This window comes from Phenylobacterium sp. Root1290, from assembly GCF_001425305.1.
GTDB lineage: Bacteria > Pseudomonadota > Alphaproteobacteria > Caulobacterales > Caulobacteraceae > Phenylobacterium.
In genome coordinates, this window is the sequence record NZ_LMEE01000003.1 from 418,524 (window position 1) to 433,326 (window position 14,803).

A 14,803-nucleotide genomic window follows, 5' to 3' on the forward strand; every position below is an offset into this window, starting at 1 on the left:
AGTTTGGCAAGGGATTTGGGGCTGGCGATGATCGAACTGCCGGATGATCTGCCGCTGACGGAGCGTAGCGTGGTGCGGGTGGTGGTGCGCGATTCCGAGGGGCGGATCCTGTTGTTCCTCACCCGCGACGTCACCGAGCCGGAGCAGGGGGAGTGGTGGGAGCTGCCCGGCGGAGGGATCGATCCGGGCGAGACCCATCTCGACGCGGCGATCCGCGAGCTGCGGGAAGAGACCGGAATCGTGGCGCTGCCTGATCAGGTGGGACCGCCGCGCTGGCGGCGCACGGCGACCTTCCGATACCGGCAGGCCCGGCGGCTGCAGCATGAGGTGGTGGTCGAGGTCGCCCTGGACGAAGCCGGGCCCGCGATCGATGAGGCCGGCCGCCTGGACTACGAGAAGGAGGACTACACAGACTTCCGTTGGTGGCCGCCGGCCGAGATCAAATCGCATGCGGGCCGATTCTATCCCGGGCGGCTGCCGACGCTGCTGGCGGCGTTCCTGGCCGGCGAGGAAATCGACGAGCCATTCGAAGTCTGGTCCTGAACACCGCTTGCCTTTCCGCGCGCATCCCGCAAGGAAGCGGGCATGTCCGAACCCAAGCGCATGGTCCTCGTCGCCGCCGCGGCGCTCATCGATTCCGATGGTCGGGTGCTGATCTGCCAACGGCCGCCAGGCAAGCAGTTGGCGGGGCTCTGGGAGTTTCCGGGCGGCAAGGTCGAACCGGGCGAGACGCCTGAGCAATGCCTGATCCGCGAGCTGGACGAGGAGCTGGGAATTCAGGTCTCGCACGCCTGCCTGGCGCCCTTCGTGTTCGCCAGTCACACCTATGAGGACTTCCATCTGCTCATGCCGCTGTACCTGGTGCGGCGCTGGGACGGCGTCGTCACCGCCAAGGAGCACTCCGGCCTCGCCTGGGTGACGCCGATGAAGTTGGCCGACTATCCCATGCCGCCTGCCGATGCGCCGCTGGTGGCGTGGCTTCGCGATCTGATTTGACGGGCGGGCGGGCACGAAAAAGGCCCGCGGTGAGCTCGGATCACCGCGGGCCTCTCGGGGCCGAAGCTAGCTAGCCTCCGACCGGGTCCAAGACGGGTTGCGAACTGGACGCTCTCAGGTTGAACCCGAGTCCATGCTCAACGCCAGCGCCATGTCGCCCACGGAGTTGGGGCGAAATGTCGCACCAATCGGGCCGATCCAGCAGGCTGGGGCGCGGGTGCGATAAGGCTTGTTCCGGTTGCGGGCGCATTCAGTAAGACTAACTTATCTGCATGCCGACCCTGAGACAGCTGCGATACCTGACCGCCCTGGCCGACGAGCGGCACTTCGGGCGGGCGGCGGCGGCCTGCCACGTCACCCAGCCAGCGCTTTCCATGCAGATCCGCGACCTGGAGGCCGAGCTGGACCTGGTGCTGGTCGAGCGCGGGCGCAGCGGGGCGGTGCTGACCGAGGAGGGGGCGGCCCTGGCCGAGCGGGCGCGGGCCCTGACGGCGGGTGTGAAGGATCTTGAGGACTTCGCGCGCGAGAGGCGCGGCGCCCGCTCGCGGCGGCTGTCGTTGGGAATGATCCCTTCGGTCGCGCCCTACCTGCTGCCCAGGGTCCTGCCGATGCTGCAGGCGGCGATCCCGGAGCTGGACCTGAAGGTCCGGGAGACTCAGACGGCGCAACTGATGACCGAACTGGCGGCTGGCGAGCTGGACGCGGTGATCGCGGCGCTGCCGCTGGCGACCGAAGGAATCGAGGCGGTCCCGCTGTTCGACGACCCGTTCCTGCTGGCCAGTCCGGCCGACGCGCCGATGGCGGCGAGCGACCCGCGCAGCCTGCCGGCGGACAGGCTGCTGTTGCTCGAGGAGGGCCATTGCCTGCGCGACCACGCGCTGGGCGTCTGCGAGATCAGCGACCTGTCGACCTTCGGCGCCACCAGCCTGACGACGTTGCTGCAACTGGTGGCGCATGGGCAAGGGGTGACCCTGCTGCCGCAGATGGCGGCGGCCGACATCAGCGACCCCCGGATTTCGCTGGCTCGCTTCCCCGAGCCGCAGCCTCGCAGGACGATCGCGATGGCCTGGCGCGGCGCCTCGGCCCGCAAGCGTCAGCTGAAGGACATCGCCGCCCGGATCGGAGCTGCCCATGACGGCTGAGACGTGGCTGGCGCAGTTCATGGCTCGGGAGCGGCTGCCGCAGAGCTATGGGCGGGTCGTTCAGGATGTCGCCTTGCCGCTGGCCGATCAGATCGTCGCCGCAAGCAAGCCAGGCGGCATCGTGGTTGGGATCTGCGGCGCGCAGGCCAGCGGCAAGTCGACCTTGACCGCGGTGCTGGCGCGGCTGGTGGAGGACAGGGGCCTGAAGACGGCCTTGTTCTCGCTGGACGATCTCTACCTGACGCGGGCCGAGCGACAGGCGCTGGCGGAAGGCGTCCATCCGTTGCTGGCGGTGCGCGGGGTTCCGGGCACCCATGACGTGGCCCTGGGCGTTCGGTTGCTGGCGGACCTGCGCCGGCCCGGGGCTCACGAACTGCCGGTGTTCGAGAAGGCGCGCGACGATCGGCGCGCCGAGGGCGCGGTTTTCGATGGGCCGGCGGACGTGGTGCTGTTCGAAGGCTGGTGCGTGGGCGCGCGGCCGCAGCCGCCGGGAGAGCTGGCGGCCCCGATCAATGCGCTGGAGGCGCAGGACGACCCCGACGGGATCTGGCGGACTTACGTCAATACGGCCCTGGCCGGGCCGTATCAGGCGATGTTCGGTGCGCTGAACATGCTGGTGCTGCTGCAGGCGCCGAGTTTCGAGGTGGTGCTGGCCTGGCGGATCGAGCAGGAGCGCAAACTGCGCGAGCGGCTGGCGCGCGAGGGCGCGGATACGTCACGCACCATGAGCGATGCGCAGGTCGGGGCCTTCATCGCCCACTACGAGCGGCTCACGCGGTGGATCCTCGAAGAAATGCCGGGCCGGGCCGATGTCGTGGTCGGGTTGGACGCGGAGCGGCGGCCGAGCCTGCGGTCATGAAAAAGGCCGCCCCGGCGAACCGGAGCGGCCTTTCAAGCGGCTTAGCCTAAAGGCTTAGGCGGCCGGTTCGGCGTTGAGCACCGTGGTCAGGCGCGCGCGCAGGGCGGCGTCCTTCTGCACGGCGGCCGACATGTCGTTGTACTTTTGCGGCGAGAGGCCGCTGGCCTGCACGGCCGCGCCCATCTTGCCGATCATTTCCTTCTGGACCTCGGCCTTGGTCGGGCCATCGGCGCCGGCCATCTTCGGGGTGTATTCGCCGTTGATCTTCTGGATCTCGGTCATCGCCGAGCCAAAGGCCTTGAGGTCGGCGTCGGAGAAACCGCCCGCCGCGGGGGCTTCGGCGGCGGGGGCGGCGGCCGGAGCCGTCTCAGCAGTCTGGGCCTGGACGGAAGTGGCGGCGACAGCGGCGCTGAGCAGGCCGGCGGCCAGGATAGCAATACGCATAAAGGGGGGTTCCTGTAGTCGTTTTGGGGTCGAGCCAAGGCCGACATAAAACGCGCAGATGGCCAAAAAGCGACCCGGCTTGGCCGTTTAATCTCTCGAGCGCGCGCCGGCGCCCGCGTTTGACGCATATTTTCCAAGGGTTGCTGGCGAAGAAATCTACATCGACAGGTAATATTTTTCGCGTATAGATTGCGGCTGCTCCTGCATGCAGCCGGGGCCGCTGGGGGGCGTCATGAGACTTTGGGGTGTAATCGCAGCCGCCTGTCTGCTTTTGGGCGCGTGCACGACGACCAACACGAAGCTGGCTGCGAATCCGACGAAGCCGCCCGCTGGCGCCCGCATCATTCTCGTTGAACCTGACATCGAGCTCGCTGTCCTGACCGCATCGGGTGTGCAGGAGCCGCGGGCCGACTGGACCGAGCAGGGCCGCGGCAATGTCGCCGCAGAGGTCGAGCGCCAGATGAAGGCGCGCGCGCATACCTATCGGATGATCGATCCCAACGAAGCCATGGGCGGGCGCACCGGCCAGCTGCTGCGTCTGCACGAGGCGGTCGGCCAGTCGATCATGATGTTCAACTACGGCTATGTCAGCCTGCCGACCAAGGCCGCGTCCTTCGATTGGACCCTGGGCGAGGGGGCGCAGGCGTTGGGAACGGCTTACGAGGCCGACTACGCTCTCTTCGTGCACGGCCGCGGCAACTACGCCAGCGGCGCGCGGGTGGCGACGGCCGTGGGGCTGGCGATCCTGGGCGTTGGCGTGCCGGTGGGCGGACAGCAGTGCTTCGCCTCGCTGGTCGATCTGAAGACCGGACGCGTCGTCTGGTTCAACGTCGCCAACACCGGTCCCAACGACGACATGCGCAAGCCTGATGGCGCGGCGCAGCTCGTCCAGGCGGTGCTCAAGGACGCGCCGCTCTAGGCCATGGCCGGACGCGCGGTTTCAGCACTGGCCCTGGCGGCGGCGTTGGCCTCTGCCCCGGCGGTGGCGCAGGAGCGGGCGGCGGGCCTGCGTCCTGACGTGACATCAGCCGAAGCCGGCTTCTGGTCGGTGATGGATGACGCCGAGGCCGAGGCCAAGACGCGCGCCGATCTCAACACCGACCCGGCACTCAACGCCTATGTGCGGGGGGTCATGTGCAAGGTGGCCGCGGCGCACTGTCCCGATCTGCGCGTCTATGTGATGGACCGGCCGTTCATGAACGCCAGCATGGCGCCGAACGGATATTCGGAAGTCTGGTCCGGCCTGCTGCTGCGCGCGACCGACGAGGCCGAGCTTGCCTATGTGCTGGGCCACGAGGTCAGTCACTTCACCGAAAATCACACCATCGAGGCGCACAGGGCCAAGAAGGTTCGGGCCAATGTGGCGCTGGCCGCGACCGTTGTCGTCGCCGTTGCAGGCGCCGCCTCGGCCGCCAGCGCCGGCACCGCCAGCGAGGCGCAGTCCATCATGGACGCGACCGGCAACACCATCGACCTGATCTACTATGCGCAGATCGCCTCCTACTTCCGCTTCAGCCGCGAGCAGGAGGCGGAAGCCGATCTGCTGGGACAGCGAAAGCTGGCCGCCGCGGGCTATGATCCGGCGGCCGCCCCCGAGAGCTGGCGGGGACTGATCACCGAGACCGAGGGCTCTGACTTCAAGCGGGTGCGCGACTCCGGGACGCGGAACAGCGTCTTCTCCAGCCACCCGCTCAGCAGCGACCGGATTGCGGCGCTGGATGGCCAGGCGAAGACCCTGACGGCCGGCGGAGACAGGGGGCGCGAGCGGCATCGCGCCGCGATCCGGCCCCACCTGGGCGTCTGGCTGCGCGACGACCTGCGCAAGCGTGACTTCGGGCAGACCCTGGTGGTGATCGACCGGTTGGCCGTCAGCGGCGAAGACCTGGGCGTGCTGAACTACTATCGCGGCGAGGCCTATCGCATGCGGCGGGGGGACGGTGATCTGCCGCGGGCCCGCGAAGCCTATCTGGTCGCCGCCGTGCATGCCGACGCGCCGCCCGCCACCTGGCGCGAGCTGGGCGACATCCGACGTCGGGACGGCGACTTGGCCGGAGCCAGGACGGCCTACGAATCCTATCTGGCCAAGGCGCCGCAGGCCGAGGACGCCTGGCTGGTGCAGGACAGCCTCTCCAGCCTTCAACAGGGACAATGACCATGCGGACGATCTTCCGGGCGCTTGCGCCGCTGGCCGCCTGCCTTGCGCTCGCCGCCTGCGCCACCGTCACCTCGGCGCCAGCCGGCGCGATGAAGGTGGGCGCGGCCTACGAGGTGGCGCTGGGCCGCGATTGGTCGGACATCAGCAAGATCATGAACGGGCGCACTGACAAGGTGCGACTGCTGTCGATCGACGGGCCGCTGCTGAACCGGCTCTATCTGAGCGACGGTCTGGAGCCGGGCGAGTATCTGATCAAGCCGGCGGCGAAGGAAACGCCGACGCCGGTGATCCGCAGGGACATGAGCGCGAGCGAGCGGCTGGAGTTCGTCACCGACAGCGTCGTGGCCCTGGAGTACCAGCGTGTCCAACTCGTCCGCCCGCGCCCGGCCAAGCTGGGCCAAGGCAGTGGCGTGCGCTTCGACCTGACGGCCCAGACCAAGTCCGGCCTCGACGTGAAGGGAACGGGCGTGATCAGCGAGCAGGGCGGCAAGACCTATGTCCTGCTCTATCTGGCGCCGGCCGAACACTACTTCGACGCCAACCTCGCTGAAGTTGAGGCGATCATCGGCTCGGCGAAGCTCGGCTAGTCCTCTTCCCGCGGCAGGGGGTTTTCGACGACCCCGAGGGCGTCGGCCAGCCGCATCTTGGCCGATCCCGGCTTGAGCGGCTTCTGCTGGCTGGGATCGGGCGCCCAGCCGGTCAGGGTCAGGATCTCGAAAGTCGCGGGGATGCGGCCGTCCGGCTCGGCGAAACGCTCGACATAGATCTCGAAGGCGCGGGCCAGGACCTGGCGCGTGAGCGGCTTGGGGTGGCGTTCGGCCAGCACGCTGGTCTCGCCCATGGCCCGCAAGTCGGCGAGCAGCTTCAGCGGATGGGCGTAGCGGACGGTCAGACGGTCGACGTCGGCCACCGGCAGGGCGAACCCCGAGCGCTGCAACAGACCCGCCGCATCGTAGGGATCGGCGAAGGGCGAGACGCGAGGTCCGGCGCCGCCGGTGAGCTCGGCCTCCGCGGCCAGCAGCGACTGGCGCAGCTCCGTCAGGGTGGCGCCGCCCAGCAGCGAGCCGATGAACAGGCCGTCGGGCTTCAGCGCGCGGCGGATCTGAATCAGGGCGCCGACCACATCGTTTGCCCAGTGCAGGGCGAGGGTCGAGACGATCAGGTCGAGGCTGCCGGGGGCGAAGGGCAGGCGTTCTTCGTCGGCGACCAGGCGCAGGCTGTCGCGGCCGGCCAGCATGCGCGACGAGAGGTCGGCCTCGACCAGAAGGCCGACGCGGGCGGCGGCGTCGCTCTCGGCCAGGAACCTGGCGAAATGGCCGTTGCGCGCGCCCAGATCGACGGCGCGCGGGAAGTCGCGCATGATCGCTTCCAGGCGAACGACCGCGTCCTCGGCGGCGCGGGCCTTCAGGAAGTCGGCGGCGGCGTAGCCGGGGGCTGCGCGGTCCAGACGGGCGCGGAGCAGGTCGCGGTCGAAGATGCGGGGCGGGGCGGACATGGGCTTTCTAGATGGCGATGCGGACGCCCGGTGGAAGCCCGGGCCGCGCGCGAAGGCGGCGGTTCGTACCGCGCTGGACCTGCTTTTCCCACCCCAATCGCTCGACGGCGGCGCCCTGGCGATGAGCGAAGGCCTGAGCGCGGAGGCCTGGAGCCGCATCCCGTTCATCGACGGACCGCTGTGCGACGGTTGCGGGACGCCGTTCGAGTACGACCTGGGCGCGGGGGTGCGCTGCGCCGATTGTTCGGCCAAGCCGCGGGCGTTCGCCCGGGCGCGCGCGGCGTGCCTCTATGACGAGACCTCGCGCGGGCCGATCCTGCAGCTCAAGCACGCCGATCGCACGGACCTAGCGCCGCTGTTCGCGCGCTGGATCAGCCGTTCGGCGCGCGACCTGCTGGAGGAGGCCGACGCCATCGTGCCCGTGCCGCTGCACCGCTCGCGGCTGCTGGGCCGGCGCTACAATCAGGCGGCCGAGATCTGTCGCCCGCTCAGCCGGTTGTCGGGCGTCGGCTATCTGCCGGACAGCCTGGCGCGGGTGCGCGCGACCCAGACTCAGGGCGGCAAGTCCGGCGCCGGGCGACGCCGCAACGTCGCGGCGGCCTTCGCCGTGCCGCCTGCAAGATCCAGGTTGGTCGCCGGCAAGACGATCCTGCTGATCGATGACGTCATGACCACTGGCGCCACTTTGGAAGGCTGCGCCCGCGCTTTGCTCGCCGCAGGAGCGCTGCGCGTGAATGCCGCAGTGGTGGCGAGGGTTAAAGAAACCACAAGTCGATCCATATAGAACCGAACCCCGTCGCAACCCGTTTCAGTTGAGCCATGGCCGAGATCACCATCTATACGAAGCCCTACTGCCCCTACTGCATCCGCGCGGTGTCGCTGCTGGAGAAGAAGGGCGTCGAGTTCACCGAGATCGAGGCGTCGTTCGATCCGGAGAAGCGCCAGGAGATGATCCAGCGCGCCAACGGCCGGGCGACCTTCCCGCAGATCTTCATCGGCGAGCGCCATATCGGCGGCTGCGACGACATGATGGCGCTGGAATACGACGGCAAGCTGGACGCCTTGCTGGCCGCCTGAGGCTTGATCTTTCCGCTCACTCCCGCGAAAGCGGAAGCCTAAGCTGAGCATGGCTTGGATCCCCGCCTGCGCGGGGTGAGCGGAGTATCTGATGACCCTGCGCGTCGGACTGATCCAGACGAGAACGCCCGCCACTCACGCCGCGGCGCTGGCCCACGTGACGCCATTGGTCCGGCAGGCGGCGAGTGAGGGCGCGAGCTTCATCGCCACGCCCGAGGGGACGAACATCCTGCAGCGCGACAAGGCCGCGCTGCTGCCGCAGCTGACCCTGCTGGAAGACGATCCCGTAGTGCGGGGGCTGCAGGCCCTGGCCGCCGAGCTCTCCGTCACCATCCTGATCGGTTCGGCGCTGGTGAAGCGGCAGGACGGCAAGGCGGCCAACCGTGCGGCGCTGATCACGCCGCAGGGCGAGATCGTCGCGACCTACGACAAGCTGCACATGTTCGACGTGAACCTGCCGACCGGCGAGACGGCGCGCGAGAGCGAGACGTATGAGCCGGGCGCAGAGGCGGTGGCCGCGCGGGCCGGCGAGCTGAAGCTGGGCCTGACCATCTGCTACGACGTGCGTTTCCCGGCGCTGTACCGCGCCCTGGCGCTGGCCGGGGCGGAGGTGATCGTGACGCCGGCCGCCTTCACCCGGCCGACCGGCGAGGCGCACTGGGAGACGCTGCTGCGCGCCCGGGCGATCGAGACCGGGTCGTTCGTGCTGGCGCCCGCCCAGGGCGGGCTTCATGAGGACGGTCGCGGCACCTGGGGGCGGACCCTGGCCATCGGCCCCTGGGGCGAGGTGCTGGGCAAGCTGGATCACGACGAGCCGGGCGTGCTGATCGCCGATCTCGACCTCGCCGCCGTGGCCAAGGCGCGTGCGGCGATTCCGGCCCTGCCCAATGCGCGGAGCTTCAGCGCACCTATATCTCTCCTATGATCCGTTATGCGCTCAGCTGCGAGAACGCCCACGAGTTCGAGGGCTGGTTCGGGTCGTCGGGCGACTTCGACGATCAGTCCGCGCGCGGGCTGATCTCCTGCCCCGTCTGCGAGACCAAGGCGGTTGAAAAGCAGATCATGGCTCCGTCCGTGGCGGGCACGAAGAAGAGCGCCGCCGCCGACCTGTCGCCGCAGATGCGTTCGATGGTGATGGAGGCGATGGGCAAGGTCCGCGCCCACGTCGAGGAGAACTTCGACTATGTCGGCGACGCCTTCGCCGGAGAGGCGCGGGCCATCCACGAGGGGCGCTCCGAAGATCGCGGCATCTATGGCGAAGCGACGCCGTCCGAGATCAAGGCGCTGAAGGAAGACGGGGTCCAGATCGCCCCCCTGCCGCCGGCGCCGCCCAAGAAGTCGGACGTGAACTAAGCCTGCCGCCGGCGGGCGGCGGGGCCATTGCGGCGGCGCTTGGCTGCCCATAGGCTCGCTCCCAGTTCATGGGGAGCGTCAATGATCCGTACCTTCACCGCCGCCGCCTTGGCGGTCGTCGCCTTTACTTCGCCTGCGATGGCGCAGAGCCCGCGTCCTGACCAGCTGGCGTTCCGCGACCTCTACAAAGAGCTGATCGAGATCAACACCACCCTGTCGGTGGGCAGCTGCACCGCGGCGTCTGAGGCGATGGCCGCGCGGCTGAAGGCCGCCGGGTTCGCCGACGAGGACCTGAAGATCATCGTCTCGCCCGATCGCCCCAAGGACGGCAATCTGGTGGCGACCCTGAAGGGGACCGACGCCAAGGCCAAGCCGATCCTGCTGCTGGCGCACATCGACGTGGTCGAGGCCAACCGCGCCGACTGGGAGCGCGATCCCTTCAAGCTGGTCGAGGAAGACGGCTTCTTCTACGCGCGCGGCGCTGCCGACGACAAAGCCCAGGCGGCAGTCTGGGTCGATACCCTGGTCCGCTACAAGACCGAAGGCTTCAAGCCGCGCCGGACCCTGCGCATGGCGCTGACCTGCGGCGAGGAGACGCCCGACACTTTCAACGGCGTCCAGTATCTGATCAAGAACCACCGCGACCTGATGGACGCCGCCTTCGTGCTGAACGAGGGCGCGGGCGGACGGCTGGACAGCAAGGGCGAGCGGGTGTCGCTGGGCATCCAGGCCGGGGAAAAGGTCTACCAGGACTATACGTTGGAGGTCACCAATCCGGGCGGCCACTCGTCGGCCCCGGTGCGCGACAACGCCATCTATCACCTGTCGCAGGCCCTGGCGCGGCTGGGCGAGTACGACTTCCCGGTGAAGCTGAATGACGCAGTACGCGGCAACTTCGTGCAGATGGCGAAGATCGAGGGCGGGCCCATGGGCGAGGCCATGGCCGCCGTCGCCAAGGACCCGTCCAATGCTGCGGCGGTCGCCACCGTCGCGCGCGACGCGGGCCGCAACTCGATGATGCGGACCACCTGTGTGGCGACCATGGTCAACGCCGGTCACGCGCCGAACGCCCTGCCGCAGCGGGCGCGGGCCAACGTCAATTGCCGGATCCTGCCGGGCGAGAGCGTCGAGGCGACGCGCGAGGCGCTGGTCAAGGTGCTGGCGGATCCCGCGATCAAGGTGACGACAGTCGGCGAGCCGAGCCCGGTCACCCCGCCGCCGGTGCTGACCAAGCAGATCATGGGGCCGGTCGAGACCGTCTCAGCCAAGCTGTGGCCGGGCGTGCCGGTGGTTCCGGTGATGGCGACGGGCGCGACGGACGGCCGTTTCCTCAACGCGGTCGGCGTGCCGACCTACGGCCTGACCGGCTTCTTCAGCGAGTCGGCCGGCAACGGCGCGCATGGCCTGAACGAGAAGATGCGGGTGCGCTCGCTCTACGAGGGCCGCGACTTCCTCTACGAGGTGGTGAAGATCTACGCGAACCAGAAGTGACCCAGATGTCATCCCGGTCTTGCTTCGCAAACCGGGATGACACTTCGTGCGTCGTCCGCTCAGAACGTCTTGCGCAGGCCCAACGACATCACATAGCCGGCGCCCTCGACGTCGCCGCGCAGGCGGGTCGTCGTAGCCGCGGCGGTGCCGCCGTAGAACACCGTGTCGTGGTGGATCTCCGACTCGTCGAAGGCGATGTAGGCCAGGGCCGCGTCCAGCTTCATGCCCCAGGGGACGTTGGCCGTCGCGCCGACGCCATAGAGCCAGCGGTCGCCGTCCGGCACGCGGGCGGTGCGGTCGCCGTCCGGGGTCGGGGTCGGGTCAAATTGCACGCCGGCGCGCAGGGTCAGGTCGGGGTTCACGGCATAGTCCAGTCCGACGCCGCCTGAGGTCACGTCCTCGTAGCCCTGATACAGGGTCTCGCCGCCGCCATTGGCGAAGCTGACCTCGATGGCCTCGAACTCGCTCCATCCGATGCGCTGGACCTGGGCGTTGAGGGTCAGCTTGTCGGTCGCCTGCCAGCGCGCGCCGAGCGTGGCGATCCAGGGGGTGCTGAAGTTGGCTGCGCCCTCGACCTCGCGATTGACCGGGGCGAGCGGGCCGACGAGGCCGGCGACGAGCACGCGGCCGTCGAGGTCGTGCTCCATCTTCGAGCGATAACTTGCGCCGACGGTCACAGCCGACCCGAGCTTGGCCTGGGCGCCGAGCGTCCAGCCGAAGTCCCAGCCGTCGCCGCTGAGCTGCGAGACGCCGTCGGCCAGCAACGGCGAGAGGTTCGGATAGGCGGTCTGCAGCTTGGCGTCGGCGTACTGGGCGTTGAGGCCGAGACCGACATCGAGCCAGTCAGTGACCTCCATCGCCCCGGTCAACTGGAAGTCGGCGGTGGTCAGGCGCGAGGTCAGGGCGTCGTAGCGGGCCCAGGAGTTGCGGCGGTACTCGGTCGTGAAGTTGAACGGAGCGGCCACCGACAGGCCGACCGCGAACCGGTCGCCGACCGGCATGGAAATGGCGAAGTTCGGCGCGACGCCGCTCTGGATGGGATTGAAGGCGCGGGGCTCGCCGCGCACCGGCAGGGTGGTCCCGCCCGGATAGGTGATGGTCGATCCGTCGTCCGACACCTTGGCGTCCACGAACACCGCATGCAGGCCGACATAGGCCTCGGGAGCCTTGGTCCCGTCTTCACCGGGGCCGGCGATCGCGGCCGGATTCCACCATAGCGAGGCCGCGCCTTTGTCGGCGACCTCTCCTGAATAGGCCCGGCCGGCGCCCTTCACCGACTGTTCCTGCAGGTAGTAGCCTGCGGCCTGGGCCTGGGTGGACAGGAGGGCGGCGGCGGCCGTGGTCGCCGCCAGAATCGTCAGCCGGGTCATGGAGATACTCGTCTTTCGGGGAGGAAAGGTCCGCGCGCGGATCGGTTGCCGCACAAACACGGCAGGTCCGCCTTGAGTTGCAGGGCGACCATCAAGCGCTTGCCAAGGCGTGGCGTCCGGGCCACAAATAATTAAATTGGCATGGAGTCTGTCATATGTCTGGATCGCATGACGCGGCGAAGGTTGGGCGCACCCTGGCGGACTCGGTCCCCCATTGGCCGCCACAAGTGAAGCCGCCTGCGGGCTCGCCGAACATCCTGGTCGTGCTGTTCGACGATGTCGGGTTCTCGGACTTCGGGTGCTACGGCTCGCCGATCAGGACGCCGACCATCGACAGGCTGGCGGCGGACGGCCTGCGCTACACCGGCTTCCACACCACGGCGATGTGCTCGACCACACGCGCGGCGCTGCTGACGGGCCGCAATCACCACTCGGTCGGCATGGGCTGCCTGGCCAATTTCGATTCAGGCTTTCCCGGCTATCGCGGCAAGATCGCCAAGGAGGCGGGCGTCCTGCCCGAGATCCTGCGCGGCCAGGGCTATGGGACCTATATGGTCGGCAAGTGGCATGCGACGCCGGTCAACCAGACGGGAGCCGCCGGTCCCTATGACGGCTGGCCGCTGGGCCGCGGCTTCAACCGCTTCTACGGCTTCATGGACGCCGAGACGGACCAGTTCTCGCCGGAGCTGGTGCGGGACAATACGCCGGTGGATCCGCCGGGCGGCTATGGCGACGGCTACCACCTGACCGAGGACCTGGTGGACGAGAGCATCCGGTTCGTCGCCGACCACATCGCTGACGCGCCCGATCAGCCCTGGCTGCTCTGGCTGGCCTTGGGCGCCTGTCATGCGCCGCACCAGGCGCCGATGGACATCATCCGAAGCTACGACGAGGTGTTCGCGGACGGCTGGGACGTCGAGCGTGAACGGCGGCTGGAGCGCCAGAAGGCGATGGGCGTCGTGCCGGCCGACACCGAGCTGCCGCCGCGCAACGACGGGGTGAAGGCCTGGGCGGACCATTCGCCGGACGAGCAGCGGGTGTTCACGCGGTTGCAGAGCGCCTTCGCCGGCATGCTGGACCACGCCGACCGGCAGCTGGCCCGGCTTGTGGCGTTTCTGGAAGAGGCCGGGGTGAAGGACGACACCCTGATCCTGGTGCTGTCGGACAACGGCGCAAGCCAGGAGGGCGGGCCGCTCGGCTTCGTCAACGCCATGGGCCCGTACAACATGAAGTTCGAACCGATGGCCGAGAAGCTGGCCCGGATCGAGGACATTGGCGGTCCCGACAGCCACTCGAACTTCCCGCACGGTTGGGCGCAAGCATCGAACACGCCGCTGCGCCGCTACAAGCAGAACACGCACGGCGGGGGCATCCGCGACCCGCTGGTGATCAGCTGGAAGAACGGTATCGCCGCGCGCGGCGAGACCCGGGGCCAGTTCGCCCATGCCTGCGACCTGACGCCGACGTTGCTGGAATTGCTGGGCATGTCCTCGCCCGAAACCATCGCGGGGGTGGCGCAGATGCCGATGGAGGGCGAGAGCTTCGCCGCCTCGCTGGTCGATGCGAGCGCGCCGGCCAAGGCCTCGCCGCAGTACTTCGAGATGTTCGGGCACCGCGGGCTTTGGAAGGGCGGATGGAAGGCCGTGGCCTTCCATCCGCCGGGCGCGCCCTTCGAGAAGGACGTCTGGGAGCTCTACCATCTGGACGCCGACTTCTCGGAAACCAGGGACCTGGCGGCGGCCGAGCCTGAGCGGCTGAAGGCGCTGGTGGACGAGTGGTGGGCGCAGGCCGAGCGCTGCAACGTCCTGCCGCTGGATGACCGGTTCGGTCCGCGGTTCGCCGAGAACGCCCTGCGCCACCAGGGCGCGCGCAAGCAGTTCGTTTTCCACAAGGGCATGGGCCACGTGCCCGGCGACTGCGCGCCGGACGTGCGCTCGCGTTCGTACTTCATCGAGGCTGACGTGAACCTGGCCGACGGCGACGAGGGCGTGCTGATCGCGCATGGCGACGCCACCAGCGGCTACTCGCTGTTCGTCCGCGACGGACGGCTCCATCACACCCTGAACGTCGGCGGGTTGCGCGCCACGGTCAGTTCCGAGGTGGCGGTTCCGGCCGGGCGCCGCAGGTTGGGCGTGCAGTGCCTGCAGGGCGACGGTCGTCGCTTTATCCTCAGCATCGACGGCCAGCCGGCCGGCGAGATGGCGACCCACCTGGGGTTCATGACCCTGATCTCTTGGTCGGGGCTGGACATCGGCCGCGACCGCGGAAGCGCCGTGGGCGACTACGCAGAGCCGTTCAAGTTCACCGGCGCGCTGCGGACGGTGACGGTGACCATGGACGCCGACCAGGCGCTGGACGGCGACGCCGTCGGCGCAGCGGAGCTGGCGCGCCAGTAGATTGCAGTCTCCAACTTCGGGTTGC

16 protein-coding genes are annotated in these 14,803 nt (G+C 68.8%); 13 read left to right on the forward strand and 3 right to left on the reverse strand.

What is annotated here, in order from left to right; genetic code table 11:
• Window positions 1-3 precede the first annotated feature (3 nt).
• The 4 genes from ASC79_RS16560 to ASC79_RS16575 all read left to right on the forward strand — a co-directional run bounded on the left by ASC79_RS16560 (window position 4) and on the right by ASC79_RS16575 (window position 2,997).
• Window positions 4-543, forward strand: a complete 540-nt coding sequence (locus ASC79_RS16560; RefSeq protein ID WP_200937215.1) for an NUDIX hydrolase — start codon at window positions 4-6, stop codon at window positions 541-543.
• Window positions 544-585: 42 nt separating this feature from the next.
• Entirely contained in the window at window positions 586-996 is a 411-nt protein-coding gene (gene mutT / locus ASC79_RS16565; RefSeq protein WP_056022007.1) for an 8-oxo-dGTP diphosphatase MutT, read from the forward strand.
• A gap of 272 nt (window positions 997-1,268) precedes the next feature.
• A complete protein-coding gene (locus tag ASC79_RS16570) occupies window positions 1,269-2,138 on the forward strand; it encodes a hydrogen peroxide-inducible genes activator (RefSeq protein WP_056022004.1) in 870 nt (289 codons plus the stop codon).
• On the forward strand, window positions 2,128-2,997 hold the full coding sequence (locus ASC79_RS16575) for a hypothetical protein (RefSeq protein WP_056022001.1): 870 nt from the start codon (window positions 2,128-2,130) through the stop codon (window positions 2,995-2,997). The genes ASC79_RS16570 and ASC79_RS16575 overlap by 11 nt, the downstream gene beginning before the upstream one ends.
• 54 nt (window positions 2,998-3,051) lie before the next feature.
• On the opposite strand, the gene ASC79_RS16580 is transcribed toward ASC79_RS16575, so the two are convergent.
• On the reverse strand, window positions 3,052-3,441 hold the full coding sequence (locus tag ASC79_RS16580; protein WP_056021998.1) for a DUF4168 domain-containing protein: 390 nt from the start codon (window positions 3,439-3,441) through the stop codon (window positions 3,052-3,054).
• Between the two features lie 232 nt (window positions 3,442-3,673).
• Here ASC79_RS16580 and ASC79_RS16585 point away from each other — a divergent pair, with 232 nt between their 5' ends.
• From ASC79_RS16585 to ASC79_RS16595, 3 genes are read left to right on the forward strand one after another with little or no spacing between them, the layout of a single operon-like run.
• Window positions 3,674-4,360 carry a hypothetical protein gene (locus ASC79_RS16585; RefSeq protein WP_156378378.1) on the forward strand — a complete coding sequence of 229 codons (687 nt, stop codon included), beginning with the start codon at window positions 3,674-3,676 and terminating at the stop codon, window positions 4,358-4,360.
• 3 nt (window positions 4,361-4,363) lie between these two features.
• Window positions 4,364-5,593 carry a M48 family metallopeptidase gene (locus ASC79_RS16590; protein ID WP_056021993.1) on the forward strand — a complete coding sequence of 410 codons (1,230 nt, stop codon included), beginning with the start codon at window positions 4,364-4,366 and terminating at the stop codon, window positions 5,591-5,593.
• Window positions 5,594-5,595: 2 nt separating this feature from the next.
• Window positions 5,596-6,183: a hypothetical protein gene (locus ASC79_RS16595; RefSeq protein ID WP_056021990.1), complete on the forward strand. Its 588-nt coding sequence runs from the start codon at window positions 5,596-5,598 to the stop codon at window positions 6,181-6,183.
• On the opposite strand, the gene ASC79_RS16600 is transcribed toward ASC79_RS16595, so the two are convergent.
• The gene (locus ASC79_RS16600; protein WP_056021987.1) at window positions 6,180-7,091 is read right to left on the reverse strand and encodes a methyltransferase domain-containing protein; all 912 of its coding nucleotides are present in this window, start codon (window positions 7,089-7,091) and stop codon (window positions 6,180-6,182) included. The genes ASC79_RS16595 and ASC79_RS16600 overlap by 4 nt on opposite strands.
• Here ASC79_RS16600 and ASC79_RS16605 point away from each other — a divergent pair.
• The 5 genes from ASC79_RS16605 (at window position 7,090) to ASC79_RS16625 (ending at window position 11,012) form a co-directional block, all read left to right on the forward strand.
• Complete coding sequence (locus ASC79_RS16605) at window positions 7,090-7,875, forward strand: ComF family protein (protein WP_082532226.1); 786 nt, start codon at window positions 7,090-7,092, stop codon at window positions 7,873-7,875. The two genes, ASC79_RS16600 and ASC79_RS16605, sit on opposite strands and share 2 nt — an antisense overlap.
• Before the next feature lie 35 nt (window positions 7,876-7,910).
• The gene (gene grxC / locus ASC79_RS16610; RefSeq protein WP_056021984.1) at window positions 7,911-8,168 is read left to right on the forward strand and encodes a glutaredoxin 3; all 258 of its coding nucleotides are present in this window, start codon (window positions 7,911-7,913) and stop codon (window positions 8,166-8,168) included.
• Between the two features lie 91 nt (window positions 8,169-8,259).
• Window positions 8,260-9,093: a carbon-nitrogen hydrolase family protein gene (locus tag ASC79_RS16615; protein WP_056021981.1), complete on the forward strand. Its 834-nt coding sequence runs from the start codon at window positions 8,260-8,262 to the stop codon at window positions 9,091-9,093.
• Window positions 9,090-9,521, forward strand: coding sequence for a DUF1178 family protein (locus ASC79_RS16620; protein WP_056021979.1), 432 nt, complete (start codon window positions 9,090-9,092; stop codon window positions 9,519-9,521). The genes ASC79_RS16615 and ASC79_RS16620 overlap by 4 nt, the downstream gene beginning before the upstream one ends.
• An 81-nt stretch (window positions 9,522-9,602) precedes the next feature.
• A complete protein-coding gene (locus ASC79_RS16625) occupies window positions 9,603-11,012 on the forward strand; it encodes a M20/M25/M40 family metallo-hydrolase (protein ID WP_056021969.1) in 1,410 nt (469 codons plus the stop codon).
• Between the two features lie 59 nt (window positions 11,013-11,071).
• On the opposite strand, the gene ASC79_RS16630 is transcribed toward ASC79_RS16625, so the two are convergent.
• Window positions 11,072-12,388 carry an OmpP1/FadL family transporter gene (locus ASC79_RS16630; protein ID WP_056023614.1) on the reverse strand — a complete coding sequence of 439 codons (1,317 nt, stop codon included), beginning with the start codon at window positions 12,386-12,388 and terminating at the stop codon, window positions 11,072-11,074.
• 149 nt (window positions 12,389-12,537) lie between these two features.
• Here ASC79_RS16630 and ASC79_RS16635 point away from each other — a divergent pair, with 149 nt between their 5' ends.
• On the forward strand, window positions 12,538-14,778 hold the full coding sequence (locus tag ASC79_RS16635) for an arylsulfatase (RefSeq protein ID WP_056021966.1): 2,241 nt from the start codon (window positions 12,538-12,540) through the stop codon (window positions 14,776-14,778).
• The last annotated feature ends 25 nt before the right edge of the window (window positions 14,779-14,803 follow it).

What these genes read in the sequence shown, in the direction of transcription:
- mutT (WP_056022007.1), top strand. Translation starts at nt 586, where the DNA reads ATGTCCGAACCCAAGCGCATGGTCCTCGTCGCCGCCGCGGCGCTCATC.
- ASC79_RS16570 (WP_056022004.1), top strand. Translation starts at nt 1,269, where the DNA reads ATGCCGACCCTGAGACAGCTGCGATACCTGACCGCCCTGGCCGACGAG.
- ASC79_RS16575 (WP_056022001.1), top strand. Translation starts at nt 2,128, where the DNA reads ATGACGGCTGAGACGTGGCTGGCGCAGTTCATGGCTCGGGAGCGGCTG.
- ASC79_RS16580 (WP_056021998.1), bottom strand. Translation starts at nt 3,441, where the DNA reads ATGCGTATTGCTATCCTGGCCGCCGGCCTGCTCAGCGCCGCTGTCGCC.
- ASC79_RS16585 (WP_156378378.1), top strand. Translation starts at nt 3,674, where the DNA reads ATGAGACTTTGGGGTGTAATCGCAGCCGCCTGTCTGCTTTTGGGCGCG.
- ASC79_RS16590 (WP_056021993.1), top strand. Translation starts at nt 4,364, where the DNA reads ATGGCCGGACGCGCGGTTTCAGCACTGGCCCTGGCGGCGGCGTTGGCC.
- ASC79_RS16595 (WP_056021990.1), top strand. Translation starts at nt 5,596, where the DNA reads ATGCGGACGATCTTCCGGGCGCTTGCGCCGCTGGCCGCCTGCCTTGCG.
- ASC79_RS16605 (WP_082532226.1), top strand. Translation starts at nt 7,090, where the DNA reads ATGGGCTTTCTAGATGGCGATGCGGACGCCCGGTGGAAGCCCGGGCCG.
- ASC79_RS16600 (WP_056021987.1), bottom strand. Translation starts at nt 7,091, where the DNA reads ATGTCCGCCCCGCCCCGCATCTTCGACCGCGACCTGCTCCGCGCCCGT.
- grxC (WP_056021984.1), top strand. Translation starts at nt 7,911, where the DNA reads ATGGCCGAGATCACCATCTATACGAAGCCCTACTGCCCCTACTGCATC.
- ASC79_RS16615 (WP_056021981.1), top strand. Translation starts at nt 8,260, where the DNA reads ATGACCCTGCGCGTCGGACTGATCCAGACGAGAACGCCCGCCACTCAC.
- ASC79_RS16620 (WP_056021979.1), top strand. Translation starts at nt 9,090, where the DNA reads ATGATCCGTTATGCGCTCAGCTGCGAGAACGCCCACGAGTTCGAGGGC.
- ASC79_RS16625 (WP_056021969.1), top strand. Translation starts at nt 9,603, where the DNA reads ATGATCCGTACCTTCACCGCCGCCGCCTTGGCGGTCGTCGCCTTTACT.
- ASC79_RS16635 (WP_056021966.1), top strand. Translation starts at nt 12,538, where the DNA reads ATGTCTGGATCGCATGACGCGGCGAAGGTTGGGCGCACCCTGGCGGAC.